Genomic DNA, 26,621 nt, shown 5'->3' on the forward strand with positions numbered 1-26,621 from the left:
CGTAGAAGATCACCACCACGAAGTTACTGCCTGGTATCGCCCCGGTCCCCCGGCCGGCGGCGCCGCCCGGCCCGTTGAACGGGGTCCCATGAACAAGGTCATGACCAGGGCTCAGCGCCGCACCGGCACGCGTCCTCCCGGCCGCCGCGACACGCGCCGCCCGGCCGGCACCACCCCGCCGCGCATCCCCGCGGGAGGCACCGCCCCCGCCCCTCCGCACGGCGAGGACCGCCCCTCTCCCCCGCCCCGCGCCACCTCCACCCGCCCCGCCGACAACCGCCCGCCGTCCTTCGCCACGACAGCCCCGGCGACACCCAAACGCCCTCGTCGTCCGGCACTGCCCGCAGCCCCCGCGCAGGAAGCGTCCGTGCGCGCCGTGCGGGCCGTCTCCGCCCGCGCTCCGCGCCCCGCCACGCCCCGGCCGCCGCACCTCGCCGCCGCCCCCGCGCCGGTCGCCGGCCCCGTGCCGGAGCCGGCTCCCGCCGCACCCCGGGTGCCCGCCCAGACCCCCCGCCGGCCCGTCCCGCAGCCCCGCCCCACCGACCACTTCGCCGAGCTGCTCCTCGCCGTCCTGAGCGGTCAGCGGCCCGTCCACTCCATGCTCCGGCACACCGCGGGCCGCGCCTACGACGAGCTGGCGGACCTCGCCGAGCGCGGTCCGCTGCGCACCCGCGGTACCCGTCCGGTCGTGCGCGACATCGGCTACTACGTCCCCCGCGAGGGTGCCCTCGAGGTGTTCGCCCGGATCGGCGCGGGCGACAGGCTGCGGGCCATGGCCTTCCGCCTCGAACAGGGCGACGACCTGCGCTGGCGCTGCACCGCCGTGGAGCTGGGCGGCCCCCGCCCGCCCCACCCGCACGGCCGCTGAGCCCCGTACGCCCCACCGGGCCCCTACGACGCCCGAGGGCCGGGCACCCCTGGGGTGCCCGGCCCTCGGCCTCGGCCCGTCTCTCCACCGGTGGCTCACGCCTTTGGTGGAGCCGCGGTCACTTCTTGCGGCGGCGTCCGCCCCGCGCCTGCTTGCGGCGCTCGGCGCGCGTGAGGCCGTCGGCCTCGGAGCGCACCGGCTCGTCCTCGGCGAACTCGCCCTCGACGGTGCCGCCCTCGCCGTCCACCGTCGGCGCGGAGAAGTGCAGGTTCCGCCGCTGCGGGGCGTCGAGCCCCTTGGCGCGGATCTCCGGCCGGGCACCCGCCTGCGCGGGCACCGCGTCCTGCGCCACCGGCTCCGGCCTGGCGTCCTCGACCGGGACCTCCTCGACCTGCTGCTCGACCTGGACCTCCAGGTTGAACAGGTAGCCGACGGACTCCTCCTTGATGCCGTCCATCATCGCGGTGAACATGTCGAAGCCCTCGCGCTGGTACTCGACCAGGGGATCCTTCTGCGCCATCGCGCGCAGGCCGATGCCCTCCTGGAGGTAGTCCATCTCGTAGAGGTGCTCGCGCCACTTGCGGTCCAGGACCGACAGCACGACCCGGCGCTCCAGCTCACGCATGATCTCCGAGCCGAGCTGCGCCTCACGCTGCTCGTACTGCTCGCGGATGTCGTCCTTGACCGTGTCGCCGATGTACTCCGCCGTCAGACCGGCCCGGTCGCCGGCCTCCTCCTCCAGCTCCTCGACCGTGATCCTGACCGGGTAGAGCTGCTTGAAGGCGCCCCACAGCCGGTCCAGGTCCCAGTCCTCGGGGAAGCCCTCGGCCGTCTCCGCCTGGACGTAGGCGTCGATGGTGTCGTCCATGAAGTGGTGGATCTGCTCCTGCAGGTCCTCGCCCTCCAGGACACGGCGCCGCTCGCCGTAGATGACCTCGCGCTGGCGGTTGAGGACCTCGTCGTACTTCAGGACGTTCTTACGGGTCTCGAAGTTCTGCGTCTCGACCTGCGACTGGGCCGACGCGATCGCGCGCGTGACCATCTTGTTCTCGATCGGCACGTCGTCCGGCACGTTCGCCATGGACATCACGCGCTCGACCATCTGGGCCTTGAACAGGCGCATCAGGTCGTCTCCGAGCGAGAGGTAGAAGCGGGACTCGCCGGGGTCGCCCTGACGGCCGGAACGGCCGCGCAGCTGGTTGTCGATCCGCCGCGACTCGTGGCGCTCGGTGCCGAGCACGTAGAGCCCGCCGAGCCGCTCGACCTCCTCCTTCTCCGCCTTGACCGCGTCCTCGGCCCGCGCGAGCGCCTCCGGCAGGGCGTGCGCCCACTCCTCGATGTGCTCCTCGGGGTCGAGGCCGCGCTGGCGCAGCTCCGCCTCGGCGAGGTCCTCGGGGTTGCCGCCCAGCTTGATGTCCGTACCACGGCCGGCCATGTTGGTCGCGACGGTGACGGCGCCCCTGCGGCCGGCCTGGGCGACGATCGTCGCCTCACGGTCGTGGTGCTTGGCGTTCAGCACCTCGTGCTGGATGCCGCGCTTGCTGAGCTGCTGCGAGAGGTACTCGGACTTCTCCACCGAGGTGGTGCCGACCAGGATCGGCTGACCCTTGCCGTGCTTCTCCTCGATGTCGTCGACGACGGCCTCGAACTTGGCGACCTCGGTGCGGTAGATCAGGTCCGCCTGGTCCATGCGGACCATGTCCCGGTTGGTCGGGATGGGGACCACGCCGAGCTTGTAGATCTGGTGGAACTCGGCGGCCTCGGTCATCGCCGTACCGGTCATGCCGGACAGGCCCGGCTGTTCCTTGTCGTCCTGGTCGCGGCGCTTGTAGAGGCGGAAGAAGTTCTGGAGGGTGATGGTGGCGAGCGTCTGGTTCTCGTCCTTGATCGGCACCCCCTCCTTCGCCTCGATCGCCTGGTGCATGCCCTCGTTGTAGCGGCGGCCCGCGAGGATACGGCCGGTGTGCTCGTCGACGATCATGACCTCGTCGTCGATGATCACGTAGTCCTTGTCGCCCTTGAAGAGCTCCTTCGCCTTGATGGCGTTGTTCAGGTAGCCCACCAGCGGGGTGTTGACCGACTCGTAGAGGTTGTCGATGCCCAGCCAGTCCTCGACCTTGGCGACTCCGGACTCGTGGATGGCGACCGTGCGCTTCTTCTCGTCGACCTCGTAGTCGCCGGTCTCCTCGATGCCCTTGAGCGGGTTGCCGGCCTCGCCGCGCTTGAGACGCTTGACCAGCTTGGCGAAGTCGCCGTACCACTTGGTGGCCTGGTCGGCCGGGCCGGAGATGATCAGCGGCGTGCGGGCCTCGTCGATGAGGATCGAGTCGACCTCGTCGACGATGGCGAAGTTGTGGCCGCGCTGGACCAGTTCCTCCTTCGACCACGCCATGTTGTCGCGCAGGTAGTCGAAGCCGAACTCGTTGTTCGTGCCGTAGGTGATGTCGTAGCTGTACTGCTCGCGACGCTGGGCCGGAGTCATGTTGGCCAGGATGCAGCCGACCTCCAGGCCCAGGAACTTGTGGACGCGGCCCATCATCTCGGAGTCGCGCTCGGCCAGGTAGTCGTTGACCGTGATGATGTGGACGCCCTTGCCCGACAGGGCGTTCAGATACGCCGGCAGCGTGCCGACGAGGGTCTTGCCCTCACCGGTCTTCATCTCGGCCACGTATCCCATGTGCAGGGCGGCGCCGCCCATGATCTGCACGTCGTAGTGCCGCTGGCCCAGGACGCGCTTGGCGGCCTCACGGACGGTGGCGAAGGCTTCGGGGAGCAGGTCGTCCAGGCTCTCACCGTCGGCATACCGCTGCTTGTACTCATCGGTGAGGGCCCGCAGCTCGGCGTCGGAGAGGTCGGCGAAGTCCTCTTCGATGGAGTTGACCTGGCCCGCGATGCGGTGCAGCTTGCGCAGGATCTTGCCTTCGCCTGCACGCATGATCTTGGAGAGGACGGACACGGGGGGTGGTCTCCTTGCCGGTCGGGCCTGGGACGGTCGGTTTCCGTTTCACTGCTGAGCAACGGCCATCGTATGCGAGGACCCCACCACGCCGGGAGGCCTGCCGTGACGGTGACCGCGCACAGCGTCATATCTGTTTCACGGCTGCTTCGAAGGAAGAACGTCCGGCCGCTGCGAATGGTGCCGCCCCACCCGTCGAATTGTGCGAAGGGTGATCATTTCCTCACGTACGGCAAAGGGTTGGCGCCGCTCTCTCCTCCGTGAGCAGAATCGGCCGATGGACCCCGTCACCCTCACCACGGACCGTCTCCTGCTGCGTGCGGTCGGCCCGCAGGACACCGACGCCGTGTACGCCGCCTGCCAGGACCCCGACATCCAGCGCTGGACCACGGTTCCCTCCCCGTACCTTCCCGAGCACGCGCGGGGCTTCACGCAGGAGATGACCCCGGACGGCTGGGCGAACGGTTCGATGTTCACCTTCGGCGCGTTCCTCCCCTCCGGTGAGCTCACCGGCATGCTCGGCATCACCATGCGGTCCCTGGGTGTGACGGAGATCGGCTACTGGGGCGTCAAGGAGCACCGCGGTCGCGGCTACGTCACCGAGGCGGCGGTCGCCGTTTCGCGGTGGGCCTTCACGAAGATCTCCGTCGACCGCGTGGAATGGCGCGCCGAGGTCGGCAACCGGGCCTCCCGCGCGGTGGCGGAACGGGCGGGCTTCGTCGTCGAGGGGACCCTGCGCTCCGCGCTCAACAACAAGGGGGTGCTGCGCGACTGCTGGATCGGCTCCCTCCTCCCGTCCGACCTGGGCCTCGCGGCGACGGCCCCGTACCTGCCCGCCGCGGAGTAACGGCCCACCGGGCCCAGGACCGCCCTCCGGCCCGTCCCGCGGCTCCGGCCACGAGGCCGAACTCGGCCCCCCGGGCCCTCGTCGGCGACGTCGGCGGACAGGCCGTCCACGGGGCCTTCGCCGCCCTCTCGTCGACCCGCCGGGCAACGAGCCCGTCGTACCGGCCCCGTACGTACCGGGCGACGTGTCCGGGTTCGGCCGAGACCCTCCCCCGCCGGCCTCCGTCCCCTCCCGGCGCCACTCCCGGCCCTCGGCCCGGCCTCCGCCCCGGCTCGTCCCCGGGCCGGCCACCGGCACCCCCGAAGCCTGTTCCTCGATGAACTGTCCTGCGGTTCCTGCCGAGAACCACGGCCTGCCGGACCGGCAAGCCCCGCGGCGGCCTGCTGCCCGGCCGTCGTGTCAGTGCCGCCCTCTATCGTGCGGACGTATGACGATCCTCCCTCGTCCGTCCACGGACCTCTCGGCGGCCGAGGCCCGCCGCATCGCCCTACGGGCCCAGGGCTTCCTGGGCGCCCCCGACCGCCGCTCCGGTGTCCAGGGGGTCCTGCGTCACCTGGGCGCGGTGCAGCTCGACACCATCTCGGTCCTCGCCCGCTCCCACGAACTGATCCCCTACGCCCGCCTCGGCGCCGTCGGCCGGGCGACGGTCGAGGACGCGTACTGGAAGGCCGGGTCCGAGCCGCCGCGCGCGTTCGAGTACTGGTCGCACGCGGCCTGCCTGCTGCCGGTCGAGGAGTGGCCGCACTTCGCCTTCCGCCGCCGCGCCTACCGGGCCCGCCCGCAGTGGAACCACGACCTCCCCGACGGCGTCTACGACCAGGTCGTCGGGCAGCTCCGCGCCCAGGGCCCGCTCACGGCCACCGAGCTGGGCGGCGCGAAGCGCACCAGCGAGTGGTGGGACTGGTCCGGCGCCAAGGTCGCCGTCGAGCGTGCCCTGATGTACGGCGAGGTGGTGTGCGTCGAGCGCCGCGGCTGGAAGCGGGTCTACGACCTCGCCGAGCGCGCGATCCCGGACACCCTGCTGCACGACGGGCTGGACGACGCGGAGTGCCTGCGCCGCCTGGTCCGCCTGGCCGGCAGGTCCCTCGGCGTGGGCACCCGCGCCGACCTCGCCGACTACCACCGGCTCAAGGGCGAGCAGGTCGACGCGGTGATCGCCGACTCGGGTCTGGTGCCGGTCACGGTCGAGGGCTGGTCCAAGCCGGCCTGGGCCGATCCCGAGGCCCTCGCCACGCCTCCGCGCGGACGCCACCGCACGACGCTGCTGTCCCCGTTCGACTCCCTGGTCTGGGAGCGGGCGCGCACCGAGCGGATCTTCGGCTTCACCCACCGCCTGGAGGCCTACGTGCCGAAGCAGAAGCGGGTGCACGGCTATTTCGCGATGCCCGTGCTCGCCGGCGGCCGGCTCGTCGGCCGCGTCGACCCGGCCCGCGAGGGCCGCACCCTGGTGGCCAGGCAGCTCACGCTGGACGGCCCCAAGGCGGTGCCGGCCGTCGCGCAGGCCCTGGTGGAGGCCGCGGGCTGGGTGGACTGCACGGACGTCCGCGTGGAGCGGGTCGAGTCGCCAAAGCTGCGCGAGCCGCTCACCCGGGAGCTGTCGCGCGCCCTCGCCTGACTGCGCTCAGCGGATCTCGAGGATCTTCTCCCGCATCGCGTAGACCACCGCTTCCATCCTGGAGTGCAGCTGCAGCTTCTCCAGGATGTTGCGCACATGGTTCTTCACGGTGTTCTCCGAGATGAACAACTCCTTGGCGATGTCGCGGTTGTTCATCCCCGTGGCGACGAGCTTGAGCACTTCGAGTTCACGGTCCGTCAGCCGGGGCGCGGGCACCAGCCGGCGCTCGTCGGTGCGCTGGATCATCGACTTGAACTCGGTGAGCAGCTTCGACGCCATGGACGGGCTGATCTGCGACTGTCCGTCGGCCACCGCGCGGATGGCGGTGGCCACCTCGTCCGTGGAGATCTCCTTGAGGAGGTAACCGGTCGCGCCCGCCTTGATGGCGTCGTAGAGATCCGCCTCCTCGTCGCTGATCGTCAGCATGATGATCTTCGCGCTGGGGGCGACCTCCTTGATGGAGGTGCACGCCTCGATACCGCCCCGCTTGGGCATCCGCACATCCATCAGGACGATGTCCGGCAGCAGGTCGGCGGCCTTCTCCACGGCCTCCGCGCCGTCCCCCGCCTCACCGACGACCTGGATGTCCTCCTCGGCCGCGAGCACGATCTCCAGGCCGCGGCGGAAGAGCGCGTGGTCGTCCACCACGAGGACTCTGATCGGCTCCCGTTCCGGCTCCTTCGCCGGCTCGCCCGCCGGTTCCCCGTACCTGGAGCGCGCGTCCGGTCCCCCGCCGGTGTCGCCGTCGTCGGAGTCCTCTCCACGCATCGGTCCGAAGCTGTCCGCCATCGTTCCTCCCCCTGAAGGCTGTGGCCTGTGGTCCTGAGCCATCGCCAACCCAAGGCAACGGCCCACCGTTTGGGCCGTTGCCGCCATGATTCCATGCCCGGACGGCACGGGGGTGACAGCTCGGTGTGCGAAGTGGTCGCACACCGGTGCCCCTGGGGGCGCACATGCGCGCACCAGGGGCACCGGTCCAGCTGCGACCCGGCTCGGTCAGCCGCCGAGCGTCCCGCCCGCACCAGGGGCGTGCGGCTGCGTGACCATGGTGTCCGTGCTGAGGTGGATCACGCCGTAGTCGTAGGCGTGCCGTCGGTAGACGACACTGGGTTCCTTGGTCTCGGAGTCGACGAACAGATAGAAGTCGTGCCCGACCAGTTCCATCTCGTAGAGCGCCTGATCCAGGGTCATGGGGGCGGCCACGTGGGTCTTCTCGCGGACGATGAGGGGTCCTTCGCCCTGCACCTCCAGCGAGCCGATCTTCTTGGTGGGGACGGCTTCCTGCTTCTCCTGGGGGACCAGCGCCCCCGTTCCGTCGAGTGTCGCCGCGTCGGGGACGTGGGCGGGCACCTCCGCTGCCGAGATCCTGCGCGCGCCGCGCCGTGAGTAACGCTTGTCGTGCTGCTTGCGCAGTCGGGCGTCCAGCTTCTCCGCTGCCAGGTCGAGCGCCGCGTACGGGTCGCTCGCCGCTGCCTCCGCCCTGATCACCGGACCGCGGGAGTGGAGCGTGATCTCCACCCGGTCACTGCGGTCGGCCTGTCGGGGGTTGGGCTCCTTGGACACCTCGACGTCGAGGCTGATCACCTTGCCGTCGAGCTTCTGGATCTTCTCCAGCTTCAGCTTCTCGGCCACGTGCTTCCGGAACCGCTCGGGCACCTCGGTCTTGCGGCCCTTGACGACGATGTCCACGCAGAACTCCGTTCCCGGATCACTCCGCCTCGGTGCGGAGCGTCTCCCTTTTGCACCAGGCTCCGGTCGGCCCCGGAACCTCTGACTCGGTGACTTCCACCTCCTCCCCCAGGAGCGAGATCCCCAGTCCACCGGCCCGGGTGATTGCGAAAAACCCGTAGCACGGCATTCGGATTCGAGAGGTGTGGCCTGCGGCTTTCCCTCACGACCGAACATATCTCGCCCGGACGGATGTCGTCACCCTCTCCTACCGCCTACCTCCGTTCAGGTGAATTCACGCTCTCACTACCTGCAACGATGCAAGTTCCCCATCAGTTCCGGTTCATTTCGAATGAATCCGGTGAAGCCGCAACAACCGCAGCGCACTTCACGTCAATGGGCCGGTCGGCCCTGTCCGCACCAGCCGTACCCACTGATCCGCCGGACCGCCGGCCCGCCCTCTGGTGAGCCGGCCCGTTTCGCTGTTCTCCACACCTTTCCCAGGTCTCCCCTCTGTACACGAACGAGGGCGCCGAAATACTCGAATCGGCCCTGAGATCCACTTGCGCACGCCCCTGCGCCCCCGCGCACGCCCCGGCAGGCCCCGCGTGAACCATCGCCCGGTCCGTCACGTCCGGGGCCCGCAGCACGGTCCGCACCGCACGCGCGGCCTCCGCCAGCGACGCCCCGGTGGTCATCAGGTCGTCCACGAGGACGACCTGCCCCTCGCGCAACAGCCGGCCACAGCCCGGCGCCACCACCAGCGCACCGGCGAGGTTGGCCAGCCGCTCCCGGGCGTCGAGACCGGACTGGTCGGCCACGCCCCGCCGCTGCCGCAACGCGGGAAGCACCGAGGCGGGCACCCCCTGCCGGCGCAGCGCACCCGCCGCCGCCCGGGCGATCCGCAGGGCGGGGTCGTGGCCACGGGCCCGCACGGCCCGCCGCGCGGACGGCACGGGCACCAGCAGCACCGTGCCCCGGTCGCCGTGGAGCGGCCCCGAAGGCTCACCGGAGTCCCGCCGCACCGCCCCCCGCAGTCCCCCGCGCACGGCTTTCGCCAGGGCTTCGCCCAGCGGCCGGGACAGGGCCAGGGCACCCCGTTCCTTGTGGGCCAGCAGTGTGGCGCGCACCTCGTCCGCGTACCGGGCGGCCGCGTGCGTCACCGGCAGCCCGGCCGGCTCCGGCTCCGGGCGCACCCGACGAGGCGCGGCACCGCTCAGCGCCGTACGGCACCGGTCGCACAGCACCGTACGAGGCCTGCCGCATCCGCCGCACTCGGCCGGAAGCACCAGGTCGGTGAGGTCCTGCCACCAGCCCCGCATGGCCCCACTGTGCCAAGGCACACCGCGCCCGGCCACCCCTGTGGAAAACCCTCCCCGGCTCGCCCGGCAACCCTTCACCCGACCGGCGAAATCCCGGCCCTGCCCGGCATCCGCCGGGCGAGCGCTCATCCCGGATACACCGGCGCGGTCCCCTCCGTCACCTTCTGCCACTGGGCCCCCGACGGCAGCCGGACGATCCCGTCCACCGAGTGGGCCACCAGCGGCACCTTTTCGTCGGCGGACGCGGTGACCGCCTCGACTCCCGTCAGGGCCGCGGGCTGCGAGACCTCCGGTACGGAGCCGTCGACCTCGACGTACCGCATCTGCTCCACCCCGCCCTCCTCGCGCCCGACCACGACGAGGCGGCTGTCGCCGGTCCACGACATGGCGGTGACCTTCTCCAACTCGGGTGTCGCGGCCCTTAGTTGCAGCACGGTGACAGCGGGCCTCGCGCCTGTCTTCTCGGCCGGCCCGGCCGGCCCCTCCTGCCCGTCCGTCCCGCTCCGCTCGATCCGTCCGATCATCAGGGAGCGCCGGTCGCCCTTGGTCACCACGAGCGCGATCCTGACCCCGTCGGCGGCAACCCGGGCCGACTGGATGCTCCCGTCCAGGCCCGGAGTGCGCACCTCCAGCGGCTCTCCCCCGCCCTCCTCGAGCAGGAACAGTCCCGGATCGGCGGGGTCGCGGTCGGCCACCCACAGACCGCCCTGCGCGTCCCAGCTGGGCGCGGTCAGCCGGTCGTCCTCGGACTCGCCCCGGCTGCTCAGCACGGGCTCCCCGAGCGAACCGCCCGGCACGATCGAGCCCACGTACAGCGACTCCCCGTCGAGCGCGACCCCGGCCGCCGTGCGTTCGTCCCGCGAGACGGCCACCGACCGCAGCAGGGTCTCGCCCTCGCCGAGCGCGCCGGGCACCGGGTCCGGCTGGGTGGCGTTGCTGCCGGCGGGGATCCGCACCAGCCGGTGGTCCCCGTCGATGAAGTACAGGTAGTCGGGGCTGTTCAGCGAGCCCCGGTCGGCCACGGTCCCGGTCGCCTCCTGGGTCAGCGAGCACAGCTGCTTCCCCTTTGCCCGCAGCACGACCTCGTCCACGGCGGGGCTGAGGTTGCGCAGTGTGAACAGCAGCTGGGCGGCCATCTCCCTGCACCGCTTGGTACCGGTGCCGGCCGCCTTGTCGTTGAGCGGCACGGTCAGCTTGCCGCGGTCGTCCGCCGTCAGCGGCCCGGCGTCCTCGTGCAGCGCCGCACCCGCGGGGAAGCTCGACCTGACGACCGGGCCGAGCCAGGTCGTGGGCCCGCCCAGGAGCGAACGCACCATCTGGGTGGTGGGCTCCACATGGCTGCGGACGTACACCGGGTCGGCGACCGCCATCGGAGGTCCGTCCGCGGCGGCCCTCGAGGTGTTCGAGGCGAAGTAGTACTTGCTGACGGACATGTAGTTGCGCTGGAAGTCCGACTTGCCCATGACGACGCCCTGCGGGACTCCGTCGATGCGCCACTGCCCGCTCTTCGCGTCCCGCGTGAGATGCACGAGCTTGCTGTACGGCCCGGTGGCGGACGCGTACGCCTGCTGCGCGTCCACGGTGGCGACCTTCTCGCCGGTCAGCGTGAAGGAGACCGCGCCGGTCTCCTCCCGGCCCGGCCGGTCGGCCTGCGCACCCGGCCCGTCCGCCAGCACCGTGGTGGACAGCTCGGGCTTCCAGGCCTGAGCCGCCTCGGTGGTCAGATACTGGCGCGCGGTCTTGTAGTCCGGATCGTCACTGGTCAGCGCCTCCAGGAAGCCCTGCACGATCTGTGCGGGCGACGCGTCCTCGCTCGGCGGCACCGCGAACACCCGCACCTGCGCGTCCTGCCGGGGCGTGGACTCCACGCCCCTCAGATCCCCGCTGTCGGGCATCGAGGCGCACCCCGCCAGCAGTAGGGCACCGCTGGTGGCGTACGCGATCACCCGTGCCGGCGTCCTTCGGCCGCGCCCCGCGCGCTCACCGCCCACGTGAAGCCTCCCCCTGCCTGTCCCCGAGGCCGTCGAGCCCCTCCAGGCCGTCCACATCGTCCAGGCCGTCCTCTTCGTTCACATCACCGGAATCGTCGTCCGCGGCGGCATCGGCGCCCGCGTCGGCAGACTCCGCGTCTTCCCCGACCGCTCCCGCCGGCTCCCCCCGGCGCGGCGCGCCGGCTGCCGGGCGCGACACCACGCGCGCGCCGTTGCCGGGCAGTGCCGTCGGATCGGCCGTGGGTGGCACGGCGGCCGCCAGCGGAGCGATCGGATCGCGGGCCGCGCGGGCGGAGCCCTCGGTGTCCGCGGGCGGCGCGGGCAGGGTGGCCCGCTTCCCACCGTCCCCGCCGCCGTGCGGCAGACCGGCGGCGTCGAGTCCGCGGTTGCGCCGCGAGTCCCTGGGCTCCAGCGGTATCGGGGAGCCCCGCAGCGGCTCGTCCGCCGTGCGGGGCAGCGTCAGCCGGAACTGCGAGCCGCCGCCCGGCTCACCCCAGGCCTGGAGCCAGCCGCCGTGCAGCCGCGCGTCCTCCAGCGCGATGGACAGCCCCAGCCCGGTACCGCCGGTGGTCCGCGCGCGTGCCGGGTCCGCCCGCCAGAAGCGGCTGAAGACCCGGGTCGCCTCACCGGGCTTGAGCCCGACGCCGTAGTCCCGCACGGCGATGGCGACCGCCCCGCCCGCCGCGGCGAGCTTGACGACGACGTCCTTGCCGTCGCCGTGCTCCACGGCGTTGACGACGAGGTTGCGCAGGACGCGCTCCACCCGCCGGGCGTCGGCCTCGGCGACGACGGGCTGCTGGTCGCCGACCACCTTGATCCGCGTGCCCTTGCGCTCGGCGAGCGGCTCGGCCCCGCCGACCACGCGCCGTACGACGATCCGCAGGTCGACCGGCTCCGCCTCCAGGGCCGCCGCGCCCGCGTCGAACCGGCTGATCTCCAGCAGGTCCGAGAGCAGCGACTCGAACCGGTCGATCTGGTCGGCGAGCAGTTCGGCCGACCGCGCGGTCACCGGGTCGAAGTCCTCACGCGCCTCATGGATGACGTCCGCCGCCATCCGTACGGTCGTCAGCGGTGTCCGCAGCTCGTGGGAGACGTCCGACACGAACCGGCGCTGCATCCGTGACAGGTCCTCGAGCTGGTTGATCTTCAGCTGGAGGTTCTGCGCCATCTTGTTGAAGGCCTCGCCGAGCCGCGCGATGTCGTCCTCGCCGGTGACCTTCATCCGTTCCTGGAGCCGCCCGGCGGACAATCGCTCGGCGATCCCGGCCGCCATCCGCACCGGCGTCACGACCTGCCGCACCACGAGCCAGGCGATCGCCCCGAGGAGGACGACGACGAACAGGCCGGCGGTCGCCAGCGTGCCCTTGACCAGGCTCAGCGACTTCTCCTCCTGCGACAGCGGGAAGAGGTAGTACAGCTGGTACGGATCACCGTTGGGGTCGTTGACCTGCTTGCCGATGACCAGACCGGGCTGGGAGTCCGCGCCGTCGCTGTAGACGATCCGCGTGTACCGCTGCGTCGCCCCCGTGCTGGTGTCGATCCGGTCCCGCAGGTCGACGGGCACGCTCTGGGCCGGGTCGACGTGCCCGGAGGCGCGCGGCCCGCGCCCGCCGCCGCTCTGGTCGCCCATGGGCAGGGTGACCACGTCGAAGGCGCCCTGGCCGCCGCTGGAGAGCGACTCCACGAGGTCGCTCATCCACTGGATGACGCTCTGCGAGGACCCGTCCACCGCGGACGGGTCCTCGACCGTACCGCTCTCGGCCTCGTCGGCCTGCTGCTTGGCCACCGCGAACCCGCCGGTGGCCTGGCTCTGGGACGCCTTCACCTTGGCGTCCAGCAGGCCGTTGCGCACCTGGCCGATGACGACGAAGCCCAGCAGCAGGACCACGCCCAGCGACATCAGCAGAGTGGTGACGACGACCTTGAGCTGGATGTTGCGCCGCCACAGCCGCATGACGGGCAGCAGCGGCCGGCGCACCCAGCGCACGAACAGGCGGACGACCGGGCTGCCCTGGACTCCGCCCCGGAGCAGCCCGCCCTCCAGGAGGCGCCCCCAGCGGGAACGCCTTGGGGCGCGGCCCTCGGACGTCGGGCCGACAGGCCGCTCCGGTCGGTCCCCGGACCGGCCGGAGCCCGAAGCGGCACTGTCACCGGACATGTCAGCTCGGCCCTGCCTTGTAGCCGACTCCACGGACGGTCACCACGATCTCCGGCTTCTCCGGGTCCTTCTCGACCTTGGAGCGCAGCCGCTGGACGTGGACGTTCACCAGCCGGGTGTCGGCCGCGTGGCGGTACCCCCAGACCTGCTCGAGGAGCACCTCACGTGTGAACACCTGCCACGGCTTGCGGGCCAGCGCGACCAGCAGGTCGAACTCCAGCGGGGTCAGCGCGATCGACTGTCCCTCCCGCTTCACGGAGTGCCCGGCCACGTCGATCACCAGGTCGCCGATGGCGAGCTGTTCCGGCGCGGGCTCCTCCGACCTGCGCAGCCGCGCCCGGATCCGGGCGACCAGTTCCTTCGGCTTGAACGGCTTGACGATGTAGTCGTCGGCACCGGACTCCAGGCCCACCACGACATCGACGGTGTCGCTCTTCGCCGTGAGCATCACGATCGGCACCCCGGACTCCGCCCTGATCAGGCGGCACACCTCGATGCCGTCCCGGCCGGGCAGCATCAGATCCAGCAGCACCAGATCGGGCTTGGCCTCACGGAAAGCGGCCAGCGCCTTGTCGCCGTCGGCTACGAAAGACGGCTCAAAACCTTCACCACGCAGCACAATGCCGAGCATCTCGGCCAGTGCGGTGTCGTCGTCGACGACAAGGACTCGTCCCTTCATAAACGACATCATCCCATTAGCTATTCGTGACCTGGCGTGACCTGGCACACAGCTCGGCCAGGGCCTCTGCCGTCACGGGTGAGACGGCACCTTCCTCCGTGACGATCGCCGTGACCAGCTCTGGTGGTGTCACGTCGAACGCCGGGTTGTACGCCTGGGTCCCCAGGGGTGCCACAAGAATCCCGCCTCCCGCTTCGGTTCCGGCCACCGGCACCTGCGGTGCCGTGACCTCGGTCACTTCATGTCCGGGACGCTGCTCGATCTCGATGGACGCCCCGTCCGGTGTCTGAGGATCGACCGTCGTCACCGGTGCCACCACTATGAACGGCACATGGTGGTACCGCGCGAGCACCGCGAGCGGATAGCTCCCCACCTTGTTCGCCACCGAGCCGTCGGCCGCGATGCGGTCCGCCCCTATCAGTACCGCGTCCACCTCGCCCGCCGCGAACAGCGATCCCGCCGCACTGTCGGTGAGCAGCGTGCACGCCATGCCGCTACGGGCGGCCTCGTATGCCGTCAGGCGAGCACCTTGCAGCAACGGACGCGTTTCGTCCACCCACAGCCGTCTGAGCCGGCCCGACCGGTGCGCCGCCAGCGCCACCGCGAACGCCGTGCCCTCCCCGCCCGACACCAGCGAACCGGTGTTGCAGTGGGTGAGGATCCGGTGCCCGCCGCCGGGCATCAGCTCGTCCAGCAGCGCCAGCCCGTGCCCGGCCATCCGGGCGCTGGCCTCGGCGTCCTCCCGGTGCAGCTGCCGTGCCGCGGCCAGCGCCGCCCCGGCCGCCTCCCGGAGGTCACCGCCGCGGGCGAGGACGTCCCGGTGGGCGTCCAGGGCCCGGCGCACCCCCACCCCGAGGTTCACCGCGGTGGGCCGGGCGCCCTCGAGCGCGGCCGCGGCGTCGTCCACGTCGAAGCCCCGTACGGCGGCGAGAGCGACGCCGTACGCTCCCGCGATGCCCAGCAGCGGCGCACCGCGCACGGCGAGCGAGCCGATCGCCTCCACCAGCGCGGGGGCGTCCGTGCAGACGAGCTCAACCTCCTCGGCCGGCAGTCTGGTCTGGTCGAGGAGTACCAGAACGGGCCCTTCCGGTGGCTCCTCCCAGCGGATCACCGGGGTCTCGGTCGGCCGCTTGTGGTCGCCGCTGTGTGCGTACTGATCAGCCATGCGGCCAGTCTGCCCCCTGGAACGCGGACAATTGAAGACACGGTCCTCACCTCGGCCGGTCCGTCGCCGACCACCCCGTGGCACGATGGCAGCGAACCTGCCGCCGCGACCGCGGACGGGCACCGTGAAGGAGCGACGATGAACGACACTCCGGGCTGGGCTTCGCCCGGATCCGCCCCGTCCGAAGGGCAGGGGCCGGACGCGTCCGGGCCTGCCGGGCCCGCAGACCGCCCGAACCCCGACCAGACCGCCCCGCAGGGCCCGGGCTGGTCGAAGGAGCAGCCGCCGGGCCAGTGGTCCGCGCCCACCGACCGGCCCGGCGCCCCGGACCCCGGCCAGGCTCCCCCGCCCCCGCCGGGCTGGGGCGCCCCGCCCCCGGCCGGGCCCGGCCACCACGGACCCGGCGGTTACGGACCCGGTGGCTACGGCGGCGGGTACGCAGGCCCCGGCGGCTACGGCGGTCCCGGCGGTCCCGGCTCCTGGGGAGGAGGCTGGGGCGGCCCCCCGCCCGCGGCCAAGCCCGGTGTGATCCCGCTCCGCCCGCTCGGCGTGGGCGAGATCCTCGACGGTGCGGTCTCCACCATGCGCACCCACTGGCGCACCGTCCTCGGCATCGCGCTGACCGTCGCCGTCCTCACCGAGATCGTCGCCGTCCTCGTCCAGGGGTTCTTCCTGGACAGCTCCAGCGCCGCCGCCCTCGGCGATCCGAGCGCGACCCTCGACGAGCTGACCGCCGCCATGGGCGACTCCCTGCTCAACAGCGGGGTGATCTTCGTGGTCACCCTGATCGGCACCGTCGCCGCCACCGCCCTGCTCACCACCGTCACCAGCCGCGCCGTGCTCGGCACGTCGGTCACCGCCGCCGAGGCCTGGCGCGACGCCCGCCCCCAGATCCTGAGGCTGTTCGGCCTGATCTGCCTGCTGCTGCTCATCACCCTGCTCGTCATCACGGTGGGCGCGGTACCCGGCCTCCTCATGACCGCCACGGTCGGCGGCGGAGGCGCGGTGGCACTCACCGTCCTGGGCATCATCGGCGCCGGCCTCGTCGCCCTGTGGCTGATGATCCGATACTCGCTGGCCTCGCCCACGCTGATGCTGGAGAAGCAGGGCGTCCTCAAGGCCCTGAGCCGGTCCGCGAAGCTGGTGCGCGGCTCCTGGTGGCGGATCTTCGGCATCCAGCTGCTCGCGACGATCATCGCGAACGTCGTCGCGTCGATCATCATTATCCCCTTCACCTTCATCGCCGCGGCCCTCACCGGCGACGGCGTCACCGGCTTCCTCAACAGCGCCGGCGGCGACATCGGCTGGACGTTCCTCGTCATCACCGGAATCGGCGCGGTCATCGGCGCCATGATCACGTACCCGATCACGGCCGGCGTCACCGTGCTCCTCTACATCGACCAGCGCATCCGCCGCGAGGCCCTCGACCTCGAACTGGGCCGCGCCGCCGGCGTCCAGGGTTACGGGCCCGGCACCGTCCCGGGGAGCTGACAGGGTGCACACCGCGGGGGGAGTGCTCACCGTGCTCACATCGGCGCCGACGCTGCCCGAAGCCGCCGGCAGCGCAGTCCTGGCGCTGCCGCGCGGTGACGGCGAGCCGCCCGTCACCCTCCCGCGCGACCCCGCGCGGGAGGCGGCCCGGCGCGAACTGTCCAAGCAGATGTACCACGAGAACGACCCCAGCTGGTTCCAGCGAGCCCTGGACGCCTTCTGGGAGTGGGTCGGCAAACTGTTCGACGCCGCCTCCACCGCCGCGCCCGGCGGCACTCTCGGACTGATCGTCATCGTCGCCGCCGTGCTTGCCGTCCTGGGTGCCCTGTGGTGGCGCCTGGGCACCCCACGCCGCCGGCCGCCCTCCGCGCCCGTCCTGTTCGACGACCGCCCCCGCAGCGCCGCCGAACACCGCGCGACCGCCGAGGCGCACGCCGCCCAGGGCCACTGGAACCAGGCCGTCCAGGAACGCATGCGCGCCCTCGTCCGCGCCCTGGAGGAACGCGCCCTGCTCGACCTCCACCCCGGCCGCACCGCCGACGAGGCCGCCGCGGAGGCCGGCCGCGCCCTGCCCGCCCACACCGGCCGGCTGCACACCGCGGCCAGGAGCTTCGACGACGTGACATACGGCGGCCGCACCGCGACGGAGGAGTCGTACCGGCAGCTCACCGAACTCGACCGCGACCTGGAACGGACCAAGCCCCGGCTCGCGAGCACCTCCGCCGGCAACCAGAACCACAGCGACACGGGCGACAACGCCCGCCAGGGAGCCGCCGGATGACGACCGAGGCCCCGCTCCCCTCCACCTCGGCCTCGCCCACCGCCCGCCAGGTGTGGACCCGCGCGCGAGGCGTCGTCCTCGCACTCGCGCTGCTGGCCGTGGCGGCCGTCGTCATCGCCGTGGTCCGCTCCGACGCCCGCCACGGCGAACTCGACCCGCGCTCCGCCGACCCCCACGGCAGCCGCGCGGTCGCCGAACTCCTCGCCGACCGCGGCGTGGACACGCGCGTGGTCACCACCCTGGAAGAGGCGTCCGCCGCGGCGAAACCCGACACGACCCTCCTGGTCGCCGTCCCCGACCTCCTGACACACCGCCAGCAGTCGAGACTGCATTCCGAGTTCGCCGACTCCGGCGGCCGCACCGTCCTGGTCTCCGCCGGCGGTACGTCCGTCGACCGGCTCGCCCCGGGCGTCATCGCCGACCCGGCCACCAGCTTCGGTTCGACCCTCGACCCGGTCTGCGACCTGCCCGCCGCCGTCCGCGCGGGCTCCGCCGACACGGGCGGCCTGCGCTACACCACCGCCCATCTCGACGCCGACGAGTGCTACCCCAGCGAGCGCCTGGCCACCCTGCTGCGCATTCCCGCGGCCACCGGAGGCGGCGACACGGTCCTCCTCGGTGCCCCCGACATCCTTCTCAACGACCGCCTCGAGGAGCACGGCAACGCCTCGCTCGCCCTCCAGCTCCTCGGCTCCCGCCCGCATCTCGTCTGGTACCTCCCCACACTCGCCGACGCCTCCGCCGCCGCCGAGGAAGGCCAACGCAGCTTCTTCGACCTGCTTCCCTCCGGCTGGCTCTGGGGCACCGCGCAGCTCTTCGTCGCGGCGGCCCTGACCGCCCTGTGGCGGGCACGCCGGCTCGGCCCGCTCGTCCCCGAAAGACTTCCCGTCGCGATCCGCGCCTCCGAAACCGTCGAAGGCCGCGCCCGCCTCTACCGCAAGGCGAACGCCCGCGACCGCGCGGCCACCGCTCTGCGCTCCACCACCCGCACGCGCCTCGCCCCTCTCGTGGGCGTCCCCGTGTCCCGGGCGCACACGCCCGAGACCCTGCTTCCCTCCCTGTCCACCCGCCTCCACGGCGACGGACAGTCCCTGCACGATCTCCTGTTCGGCCCGCCACCCGGCGACGACGCAGCCCTGATCACCCTCGCCGACCGACTCGACGCCCTCGAAAGAGAGGTACGCCGTCCATGATGGACCCGACCACTGACAACGCCGCGCACACCGGGGACCCGGCCGCCGCCCGTGCCTCCCTGGAAGCCCTGCGCGCCGAGATCGCCAAAGCCGTGGTCGGCCAGGACCCCGCTGTCACCGGCCTCGCCGTCGCACTGCTGTGCCGCGGACACGTCCTCCTCGAAGGCGTCCCCGGTGTCGCCAAGACCCTGCTCGTCCGCACCCTCGCCGCGGCCCTCGACCTCGACACCAAGCGCGTCCAGTTCACCCCCGACCTGATGCCGAGCGACGTCACCGGCTCCCTGGTCTACGACGCACGCACCTCCGAGTTCTCCTTCCAGCCCGGCCCGGTCTTCACCAACCTCCTCCTCGCGGACGAGATCAACCGCACGCCCCCGAAGACCCAGGCATCGCTGCTGGAGGCCATGGAGGAGCGCCAGGTCACCGTCGACGGCACCCCCCGACCCCTCCCCGACCCCTTCCTGGTCGCCGCCACCCAGAACCCCGTGGAGTACGAGGGCACCTACCCCCTCCCCGAGGCCCAGCTCGACCGCTTCCTCCTCAAACTCACGATCCCGCTCCCCTCACGCCAGGACGAGATCGACGTCCTCACCCGCCACACCGAGGGCTTCAACCCCCAGGACCTGCGCGCCGCCGGCGTACGCCCCGTCGCCACCGCCGCCGATCTGGAAACCGCCCGCGCCGCGGTGGCGAAGACGACGGTGTCCCCCGAGATCACCGCCTACGTCGTCGACATCTGCCGCGCCACGCGCGAGTCGCCGTCCCTCGCCCTCGGCGTCTCCCCCCGAGGAGCCACCGCCCTCCTGTCCACCGCCCGTGCCTGGGCCTGGCTGACCGGACGCGACTACGTCATCCCCGACGACGTCAAGGCCCTCGCCCTCCCCACTCTCCGTCACCGCGTACAGCTGCGCCCGGAGGCCGAGATGGAAGGCGTCACGACCGACTCGGTCATCAACGCGATCCTCGCCCACGTCCCCGTCCCCCGCTGATGGCACTCACCGGACGCGCCGCCCTCCTGGCGGCACTCGGCTCTCTCCCCGTCGGTCTCTGGGAACCGGGCTGGGCGGGCCTGCTCGCCGTCAACGCCCCCCTGGCGGTGGCCTGTGCCTGCGACTTCGCCCTGGCCGCCCCAGTGCGCCGGCTCGGTCTCAGCCGCTCCGGCGACACCTCCGTACGCCTGGGTGACAGCGCCGACATCACCCTGACGGTCACCAACACGTCCCGTCGCCCGCTCCGGGCCCGTATCCGTGACGCCTGGCCCCCCAGCAGCTGGCAGCCCGGCACCGAGGTGGCAGCCTCCCGGCACCGCCTCACGGTCCCCGCGGGTGAACGCCGACGCGTCACCACCCGTCTGCGCCCCACCCGTCGCGGCGACCGCCTGGCCGACCGGGTCACCGTCCGGTCCTACGGCCCGCTCGGTCTCTTCGCCCGCCAGGGCACCCATGACGTCCCCTGGGCGGTCCGTGTGCTGCCACCGTTCACCAGCCGCAAACACCTGCCCTCCAAACTGGCCCGGCTGCGCGAGCTGGACGGCCGCACCAGCGTCCTCAGCCGCGGCGAGGGCACGGAGTTCGACAGCCTGCGGGCGTACGTCCCCGGCGACGACACCCGCTCCATCGACTGGCGTGCCACAGCCCGGCAGTCCGCCGTAGCGGTACGCACCTGGCGCCCCGAACGCGACCGGCACATCCTGTTGGTCCTCGACACCGGCCGCACCTCCGCGGGCCGGGTCGGCGACATCCCCCGTCTGGACGCCTCCATGGACGCGGCCCTGCTCCTCGCGGCCCTCGCCTCCCGGGCCGGCGACCGCGTCGACCTCCTCGCCCACGACCGCCGCCTCCGCGCCCTCGTCCAGGGCCGCTCGGCAGGCGACCTCCTCCCTTCCCTGGTCAACACCATGGCCGTCCTGGAACCGGAGCTCGTCGAAACCGACGCCCGAAGCCTGACGGCCACAGCCCTGCGCACAGCCCCTCGCCGCTCCCTGATCGTCCTTTTCACGACGCTCGACGCGGCCCCCATCGAGGAGGGTCTGCTCCCCGTGCTGGCCCGGCTCACCCAGCGCCACACAGTCCTGCTCGCCTCGGTCGCCGACCCGTACCTGGCACGGATGTCCAACGCCCGCGGAGACACCGACGCCGTATACGAGGCCGCGGCAGCGGCCCAGGCTCAGACGGAACGCGACCGCACCACGGAACAACTTCGCCGCCACGGCGTCACGGTCGTCGAAGCAACCCCGGACGGCCTGGCACCGGCCCTGGCAGACGCCTACCTCGCTTTGAAGGCAGCGGGCCGCCTCTGAGGGAAGAGAGGGAAGGGGCAGGAGGAAAGGCAGAGCGGACCGGCCCCGGAGCCGCTATAACGCAGAAAGCCCCGTGCCGAATGGCACGGGGCTTTCCCTTCACAAAAATTGTTCGGCGGCGTCCTACTCTCCCACAGGGTCCCCCCTGCAGTACCATCGGCGCGGTAAGGCTTAGCTTCCGGGTTCGGAATGTAACCGGGCGTTTCCCCTACGCTATGACCACCGAAACACTATGAAACAATCAATCCAACCGCACCACACACCGTCCGGGGACGGGTGCGGGGTTGTTCGTGGTTTCAGAACCAACACAGTGGACGCGAGCAACTGAGGACAAGCCCTCGGCCTATTAGTACCGGTCAACTCCACACGTTGCCGTGCTTCCATATCCGGCCTATCAACCCAGTCGTCTACTGGGAGCCTTACCCTCTTATAGAGGTGGGAGTCCTCATCTCGAAGCAGGCTTCCCGCTTAGATGCTTTCAGCGGTTATCCCTCCCGAACGTAGCCAACCAGCCATGCCCTTGGCAGGACAACTGGCACACCAGAGGTTCGTCCGTCCCGGTCCTCTCGTACTAGGGACAGCCCTTCTCAAGACTCCTACGCGCACAGCGGATAGGGACCGAACTGTCTCACGACGTTCTAAACCCAGCTCGCGTACCGCTTTAATGGGCGAACAGCCCAACCCTTGGGACCGACTCCAGCCCCAGGATGCGACGAGCCGACATCGAGGTGCCAAACCATCCCGTCGATATGGACTCTTGGGGAAGATCAGCCTGTTATCCCCGGGGTACCTTTTATCCGTTGAGCGACGGCGCTTCCACAAGCCACCGCCGGATCACTAGTCCCGACTTTCGTCCCTGCTCGACCCGTCGGTCTCACAGTCAAGCTCCCTTGTGCACTTACACTCAACACCTGATTACCAACCAGGCTGAGGGAACCTTTGGGCGCCTCCGTTACTCTTTAGGAGGCAACCGCCCCAGTTAAACTACCCATCAGACACTGTCCCTGATCCGGATCACGGACCCAGGTTAGACATCCAGCACGACCAGACTGGTATTTCAACGACGACTCCACCACCACTGGCGTGGCAGCTTCAAAGTCTCCCAGCTATCCTACACAAGCCGAACCGAACACCAATATCAAACTGTAGTAAAGGTCCCGGGGTCTTTCCGTCCTGCTGCGCGAAACGAGCATCTTTACTCGTAGTGCAATTTCACCGGGCCTATGGTTGAGACAGTCGAGAAGTCGTTACGCCATTCGTGCAGGTCGGAACTTACCCGACAAGGAATTTCGCTACCTTAGGATGGTTATAGTTACCACCGCCGTTTACTGGCGCTTAAGTTCTCAGCTTCGCCACCCCGAAGAGTGACTAACCGGTCCCCTTAACGTTCCAGCACCGGGCAGGCGTCAGTCCGTATACATCGCCTTACGGCTTCGCACGGACCTGTGTTTTTAGTAAACAGTCGCTTCTCGCTGGTCTCTGCGGCCACACCCAGCTCAGAGGGAAAACCCCATCACCGGACATGGCCCCCCTTCTCCCGAAGTTACGGGGGCATTTTGCCGAGTTCCTTAACCATAGTTCACCCGAACGCCTCGGTATTCTCTACCTGACCACCTGAGTCGGTTTAGGGTACGGGCCGCCATGAAACTCGCTAGAGGCTTTTCTCGACAGCATAGGATCATCCACTTCACCACAATCGGCTCGGCATCAGGTCTCACCCACATGCCATCCGGATTTACCTGGATGACGGGCTACACCCTTACCCCGGGACAACCACCGCCCGGGCTGGACTACCTTCCTGCGTCACCCCATCACTCACCTACTAACCGCTTGGGCCGGCGGCTCCACCACTTTCCATTCCCCGAAGGGTCCGGAACGGCTTCACGGCCTTAGCATCACGATGCTCGATGTTTGACGCTTCACAGCGGGTACCGGAATATCAACCGGTTATCCATCGACTACGCCTGTCGGCCTCGCCTTAGGTCCCGACTTACCCTGGGCAGATCAGCTTGACCCAGGAACCCTTAGTCAATCGGCGCACACGTTTCTCACGTGTGTATCGCTACTCATGCCTGCATTCTCACTCGTGAACCGTCCACAACTCGCTTCCGCGGCTGCTTCACCCGGCACACGACGCTCCCCTACCCATCCATACGGGCGTTGGCCCTGTTGTATGAATGACACGACTTCGGCGGTACGCTTGAGCCCCGCTACATTGTCGGCGCGGAATCACTAGACCAGTGAGCTATTACGCACTCTTTCAAGGGTGGCTGCTTCTAAGCCAACCTCCTGGTTGTCTGTGCGACTCCACATCCTTTCCCACTTAGCGTACGCTTGGGGGCCTTAGTCGATGCTCTGGGCTGTTTCCCTCTCGACCATGGAGCTTATCCCCCACAGTCTCACTGCCGCGCTCTCACTTACCGGCATTCGGAGTTTGGCTAAGGTCAGTAACCCGGTAGGGCCCATCGCCTATCCAGTGCTCTACCTCCGGCAAGAAACACACGACGCTGCACCTAAATGCATTTCGGGGAGAACCAGCTATCACGGAGTTTGATTGGCCTTTCACCCCTAACCACAGGTCATCCCCCAGGTTTTCAACCCTGGTGGGTTCGGTCCTCCACGAAGTCTTACCTCCGCTTCAACCTGCCCATGGCTAGATCACTCCGCTTCGGGTCTTGAGCATGCTACTGAAACGCCCTGTTCGGACTCGCTTTCGCTACGGCTTCCCCACTCGGGTTAACCTCGCAACACACCGCAAACTCGCAGGCTCATTCTTCAAAAGGCACGCAGTCACGACGCAAGGACAAGTCCTTGCGCGACGCTCCCACGGCTTGTAGGCACACGGTTTCAGGTACTATTTCACTCCGCTCCCGCGGTACTTTTCACCATTCCCTCACGGTACTATCCGCTATCGGTCACCAGGGAATATTTAGGCTTAGCGGGTGGTCCCGCCAGATTCACACGGGATTTCTCGGGCCCCGTGCTACTTGGGTGTCTCTCAAACGAGCCGCTGATGTTTCGACTACGGGGGTCTTACCCTCTACGCCGGACCTTTCGCATGTCCTTCGCCTACATCAACGGTTTCTGACTCGTCCCACGGCCGGCAGACCGTGAAAGAGAGATCCCACAACCCCGCATGCGCAACCCCTGCCGGGTCTCACACACATACGGTTTGGCCTCATCCGGTTTCGCTCGCCACTACTCCCGGAATCACGGTTGTTTTCTCTTCCTGCGGGTACTGAGATGTTTCACTTCCCCGCGTTCCCTCCACATACCCTATGTGTTCAGGTATGGGTGACAGCCCATGACGACTGCCGGGTTTCCCCATTCGGACACCCCCGGATCAAAGCCTGGTTGACGACTCCCCGGGGCCTATCGTGGCCTCCCACGTCCTTCATCGGTTCCTGGTGCCAAGGCATCCACCGTGCGCCCTTAAAAACTTGGCCACAGATGCTCGCGTCCACTGTGCAGTTCTCAAACAACGACCAACCACCCATCACCCCCGGCAACAACCGGAGTTCACTGGGGTCGGCATCCCGAAGACAGACCTTACGGCCGTGCCCTCAGACACCCAACAGCGTGCCCGGCACTCCCCGCCGCCTCCCCCGACGTTCCACACCCGTGCGGGCAGTACTGGAAGAAGAAGACGATCAAGAGTGCCGAATAATCAACGTTCCACCCATGAGCAACCAGCATCGGACATGCGCCGATGTACTGGCCCCTGGACCACCAGGCAAGCCTGGCAGCCTAGAAGTGCTCCTTAGAAAGGAGGTGATCCAGCCGCACCTTCCGGTACGGCTACCTTGTTACGACTTCGTCCCAATCGCCAGTCCCACCTTCGACAGCTCCCTCCCCACAAGGGGGTTGGGCCACCGGCTTCGGGTGTTACCGACTTTCGTGACGTGACGGGCGGTGTGTACAAGGCCCGGGAACGTATTCACCGCAGCAATGCTGATCTGCGATTACTAGCAACTCCGACTTCATGGGGTCGAGTTGCAGACCCCAATCCGAACTGAGACCGGCTTTTTGAGATTCGCTCCACCTCACGGTATCGCAGCTCATTGTACCGGCCATTGTAGCACGTGTGCAGCCCAAGACATAAGGGGCATGATGACTTGACGTCGTCCCCACCTTCCTCCGAGTTGACCCCGGCGGTCTCCCGTGAGTCCCCAACACCCCCGAAGGGGCTTGCTGGCAACACGGGACAAGGGTTGCGCTCGTTGCGGGACTTAACCCAACATCTCACGACACGAGCTGACGACAGCCATGCACCACCTGTACACCGACCACAAGGGGGGCACTATCTCTAATGCTTTCCGGTGTATGTCAAGCCTTGGTAAGGTTCTTCGCGTTGCGTCGAATTAAGCCACATGCTCCGCTGCTTGTGCGGGCCCCCGTCAATTCCTTTGAGTTTTAGCCTTGCGGCCGTACTCCCCAGGCGGGGAACTTAATGCGTTAGCTGCGGCACCGACGACGTGGAATGTCGCCAACACCTAGTTCCCACCGTTTACGGCGTGGACTACCAGGGTATCTAATCCTGTTCGCTCCCCACGCTTTCGCTCCTCAGCGTCAGTAATGGCCCAGAGATCCGCCTTCGCCACCGGTGTTCCTCCTGATATCTGCGCATTTCACCGCTACACCAGGAATTCCGATCTCCCCTACCACACTCTAGCCTGCCCGTATCGACTGCAGACCCGGGGTTAAGCCCCGGGCTTTCACAATCGACGCGACAAGCCGCCTACGAGCTCTTTACGCCCAATAATTCCGGACAACGCTCGCGCCCTACGTATTACCGCGGCTGCTGGCACGTAGTTAGCCGGCGCTTCTTCTGCAGGTACCGTCACTTTCGCTTCTTCCCTGCTGAAAGAGGTTTACAACCCGAAGGCCGTCATCCCTCACGCGGCGTCGCTGCATCAGGCTTTCGCCCATTGTGCAATATTCCCCACTGCTGCCTCCCGTAGGAGTCTGGGCCGTGTCTCAGTCCCAGTGTGGCCGGTCGCCCTCTCAGGCCGGCTACCCGTCGTCGCCTTGGTGAGCCATTACCTCACCAACAAGCTGATAGGCCGCGGGCTCATCCCTCACCGCCGGAGCTTTTAACCCCCACCCATGCGAGTGGAAGTGTTATCCGGTATTAGACCCCGTTTCCAGGGCTTGTCCCAGAGTGAAGGGCAGATTGCCCACGTGTTACTCACCCGTTCGCCACTAATCCCCACCGAAGTGGTTCATCGTTCGACTTGCATGTGTTAAGCACGCCGCCAGCGTTCGTCCTGAGCCAGGATCAAACTCTCCGTGAATGCTTTCCCGCCTGCGTCCGATTAAGGACTGCGGGTCGACACATCACGAGAGCGGAACGGTCGGGCGGAATAGGCCCGGCCGTTCACAGCGTCCTCGCTGTGTTTTTCTTCAAAGGAACCTCGTCCCGGCCGAACGGCCGGAGACGGGGTATCAACATATCTGGCGTTGATTTTTGGCACGCTGTTGAGTTCTCAAGGAACGGACGCTTCCTTTGTACTCACCCTCTCGGGCTTTCCTCCGGGCGCTTCCCTTCGGTATTTCGTGTCCCCGACTCTACCAGATCTTTCCGATCC

16 protein-coding genes and 3 rRNA genes are annotated in these 26,621 nt (G+C 69.2%); 8 read left to right on the forward strand and 11 right to left on the reverse strand.

The window, feature by feature from the left end; all coding sequences use genetic code 11:
- Positions 1-88: 88 nt before the first annotated feature.
- Positions 89-868 (forward strand): Rv3235 family protein, encoded by a 780-nt coding sequence (locus ACWZEH_RS13175; RefSeq protein ID WP_456198321.1) that lies wholly within the window; start codon positions 89-91, stop codon positions 866-868.
- Positions 869-986: 118 nt separating this feature from the next.
- Here the strand turns inward: ACWZEH_RS13175 and secA are convergent, their stop codons facing one another.
- On the reverse strand, positions 987-3,824 hold the full coding sequence (secA, locus tag ACWZEH_RS13180; RefSeq protein WP_456198322.1) for a preprotein translocase subunit SecA: 2,838 nt from the start codon (positions 3,822-3,824) through the stop codon (positions 987-989).
- 277 nt (positions 3,825-4,101) lie between these two features.
- On the opposite strand from secA, the gene ACWZEH_RS13185 reads away from it, so the two are divergent.
- Entirely contained in the window at positions 4,102-4,671 is a 570-nt protein-coding gene (locus ACWZEH_RS13185) for a GNAT family N-acetyltransferase (RefSeq protein ID WP_456198324.1), read from the forward strand.
- A 427-nt stretch (positions 4,672-5,098) separates the two neighbouring features.
- Positions 5,099-6,286, forward strand: a complete 1,188-nt coding sequence (locus ACWZEH_RS13190) for a winged helix-turn-helix domain-containing protein (RefSeq protein ID WP_456198326.1) — start codon at positions 5,099-5,101, stop codon at positions 6,284-6,286.
- 6 nt (positions 6,287-6,292) lie between these two features.
- Here ACWZEH_RS13190 and ACWZEH_RS13195 read toward each other — a convergent pair whose 3' ends face one another.
- The 7 genes from ACWZEH_RS13195 to mtnA all read right to left on the reverse strand — a co-directional run bounded on the left by ACWZEH_RS13195 (position 6,293) and on the right by mtnA (position 15,269).
- The gene (locus tag ACWZEH_RS13195) at positions 6,293-7,075 is read right to left on the reverse strand and encodes a response regulator (protein ID WP_456198328.1); all 783 of its coding nucleotides are present in this window, start codon (positions 7,073-7,075) and stop codon (positions 6,293-6,295) included.
- A gap of 207 nt (positions 7,076-7,282) precedes the next feature.
- Positions 7,283-7,975, reverse strand: a complete 693-nt coding sequence (gene hpf, locus ACWZEH_RS13200) for a ribosome hibernation-promoting factor, HPF/YfiA family (protein ID WP_456198330.1) — start codon at positions 7,973-7,975, stop codon at positions 7,283-7,285.
- Positions 7,976-8,286: 311 nt separating this feature from the next.
- Positions 8,287-9,276 (reverse strand): ComF family protein, encoded by a 990-nt coding sequence (locus tag ACWZEH_RS13205; RefSeq protein WP_456198332.1) that lies wholly within the window; start codon positions 9,274-9,276, stop codon positions 8,287-8,289.
- Positions 9,277-9,401: 125 nt separating this feature from the next.
- Positions 9,402-11,267: an LpqB family beta-propeller domain-containing protein gene (locus tag ACWZEH_RS13210; protein ID WP_456198334.1), complete on the reverse strand. Its 1,866-nt coding sequence runs from the start codon at positions 11,265-11,267 to the stop codon at positions 9,402-9,404.
- Positions 11,257-13,425, reverse strand: coding sequence for an MtrAB system histidine kinase MtrB (gene mtrB, locus ACWZEH_RS13215; protein WP_456198336.1), 2,169 nt, complete (start codon positions 13,423-13,425; stop codon positions 11,257-11,259). Before mtrB ends, ACWZEH_RS13210 begins: the two co-directional genes overlap by 11 nt.
- 1 nt (position 13,426) lies before the next feature.
- Entirely contained in the window at positions 13,427-14,116 is a 690-nt protein-coding gene (mtrA, locus tag ACWZEH_RS13220; RefSeq protein ID WP_193478414.1) for a two-component system response regulator MtrA, read from the reverse strand.
- A gap of 4 nt (positions 14,117-14,120) precedes the next feature.
- The gene (gene mtnA / locus ACWZEH_RS13225; RefSeq protein ID WP_456198338.1) at positions 14,121-15,269 is read right to left on the reverse strand and encodes an S-methyl-5-thioribose-1-phosphate isomerase; all 1,149 of its coding nucleotides are present in this window, start codon (positions 15,267-15,269) and stop codon (positions 14,121-14,123) included.
- Between the two features lie 138 nt (positions 15,270-15,407).
- Here mtnA and ACWZEH_RS13230 point away from each other — a divergent pair, with 138 nt between their 5' ends.
- The 5 genes from ACWZEH_RS13230 to ACWZEH_RS13250 are packed head-to-tail and all read left to right on the forward strand — an operon-like array spanning position 15,408 to position 21,033.
- Positions 15,408-16,760: a hypothetical protein gene (locus tag ACWZEH_RS13230; protein WP_456198340.1), complete on the forward strand. Its 1,353-nt coding sequence runs from the start codon at positions 15,408-15,410 to the stop codon at positions 16,758-16,760.
- 31 nt (positions 16,761-16,791) lie between these two features.
- Complete coding sequence (locus ACWZEH_RS13235; RefSeq protein WP_456198342.1) at positions 16,792-17,541, forward strand: DUF4129 domain-containing protein; 750 nt, start codon at positions 16,792-16,794, stop codon at positions 17,539-17,541.
- The gene (locus ACWZEH_RS13240) at positions 17,538-18,734 is read left to right on the forward strand and encodes a DUF4350 domain-containing protein (protein ID WP_456198343.1); all 1,197 of its coding nucleotides are present in this window, start codon (positions 17,538-17,540) and stop codon (positions 18,732-18,734) included. The genes ACWZEH_RS13235 and ACWZEH_RS13240 overlap by 4 nt, the downstream gene beginning before the upstream one ends.
- Positions 18,734-19,723 carry an AAA family ATPase gene (locus ACWZEH_RS13245; RefSeq protein WP_456198345.1) on the forward strand — a complete coding sequence of 330 codons (990 nt, stop codon included), beginning with the start codon at positions 18,734-18,736 and terminating at the stop codon, positions 19,721-19,723. The genes ACWZEH_RS13240 and ACWZEH_RS13245 overlap by 1 nt, the downstream gene beginning before the upstream one ends.
- Positions 19,723-21,033: a DUF58 domain-containing protein gene (locus tag ACWZEH_RS13250; RefSeq protein ID WP_456198347.1), complete on the forward strand. Its 1,311-nt coding sequence runs from the start codon at positions 19,723-19,725 to the stop codon at positions 21,031-21,033. Before ACWZEH_RS13245 ends, ACWZEH_RS13250 begins: the two co-directional genes overlap by 1 nt.
- Before the next feature lie 110 nt (positions 21,034-21,143).
- Here ACWZEH_RS13250 and rrf read toward each other — a convergent pair.
- From rrf to ACWZEH_RS13265, 3 genes are all read right to left on the reverse strand, one after another.
- Positions 21,144-21,260: ribosomal RNA gene (gene rrf / locus ACWZEH_RS13255) — 5S ribosomal RNA — on the reverse strand.
- 99 nt (positions 21,261-21,359) lie between these two features.
- Positions 21,360-24,479: ribosomal RNA gene (locus tag ACWZEH_RS13260) — 23S ribosomal RNA — on the reverse strand.
- Between the two features lie 318 nt (positions 24,480-24,797).
- Positions 24,798-26,327 (reverse strand): 16S ribosomal RNA (locus tag ACWZEH_RS13265).
- Together the 16S, 23S and 5S rRNA genes form the textbook arrangement of a ribosomal RNA operon.
- Positions 26,328-26,621: the final 294 nt, after the last annotated feature.

This window comes from Streptomyces yamdrokensis (assembly GCF_053890455.1).

Coding starts and splice junctions, on each gene's coding strand:
- mtrB (WP_456198336.1), bottom strand. CDS start 13,425: ATGTCCGGTGACAGTGCCGCTTCGGGCTCCGGCCGGTCCGGGGACCGA.
- ACWZEH_RS13195 (WP_456198328.1), bottom strand. CDS start 7,075: ATGGCGGACAGCTTCGGACCGATGCGTGGAGAGGACTCCGACGACGGC.
- ACWZEH_RS13230 (WP_456198340.1), top strand. CDS start 15,408: ATGAACGACACTCCGGGCTGGGCTTCGCCCGGATCCGCCCCGTCCGAA.
- mtnA (WP_456198338.1), bottom strand. CDS start 15,269: ATGGCTGATCAGTACGCACACAGCGGCGACCACAAGCGGCCGACCGAG.
- ACWZEH_RS13205 (WP_456198332.1), bottom strand. CDS start 9,276: ATGCGGGGCTGGTGGCAGGACCTCACCGACCTGGTGCTTCCGGCCGAG.
- mtrA (WP_193478414.1), bottom strand. CDS start 14,116: ATGATGTCGTTTATGAAGGGACGAGTCCTTGTCGTCGACGACGACACC.
- ACWZEH_RS13250 (WP_456198347.1), top strand. CDS start 19,723: ATGGCACTCACCGGACGCGCCGCCCTCCTGGCGGCACTCGGCTCTCTC.
- ACWZEH_RS13240 (WP_456198343.1), top strand. CDS start 17,538: ATGACGACCGAGGCCCCGCTCCCCTCCACCTCGGCCTCGCCCACCGCC.
- ACWZEH_RS13245 (WP_456198345.1), top strand. CDS start 18,734: ATGGACCCGACCACTGACAACGCCGCGCACACCGGGGACCCGGCCGCC.
- ACWZEH_RS13190 (WP_456198326.1), top strand. CDS start 5,099: ATGACGATCCTCCCTCGTCCGTCCACGGACCTCTCGGCGGCCGAGGCC.
- ACWZEH_RS13185 (WP_456198324.1), top strand. CDS start 4,102: ATGGACCCCGTCACCCTCACCACGGACCGTCTCCTGCTGCGTGCGGTC.
- ACWZEH_RS13175 (WP_456198321.1), top strand. CDS start 89: ATGAACAAGGTCATGACCAGGGCTCAGCGCCGCACCGGCACGCGTCCT.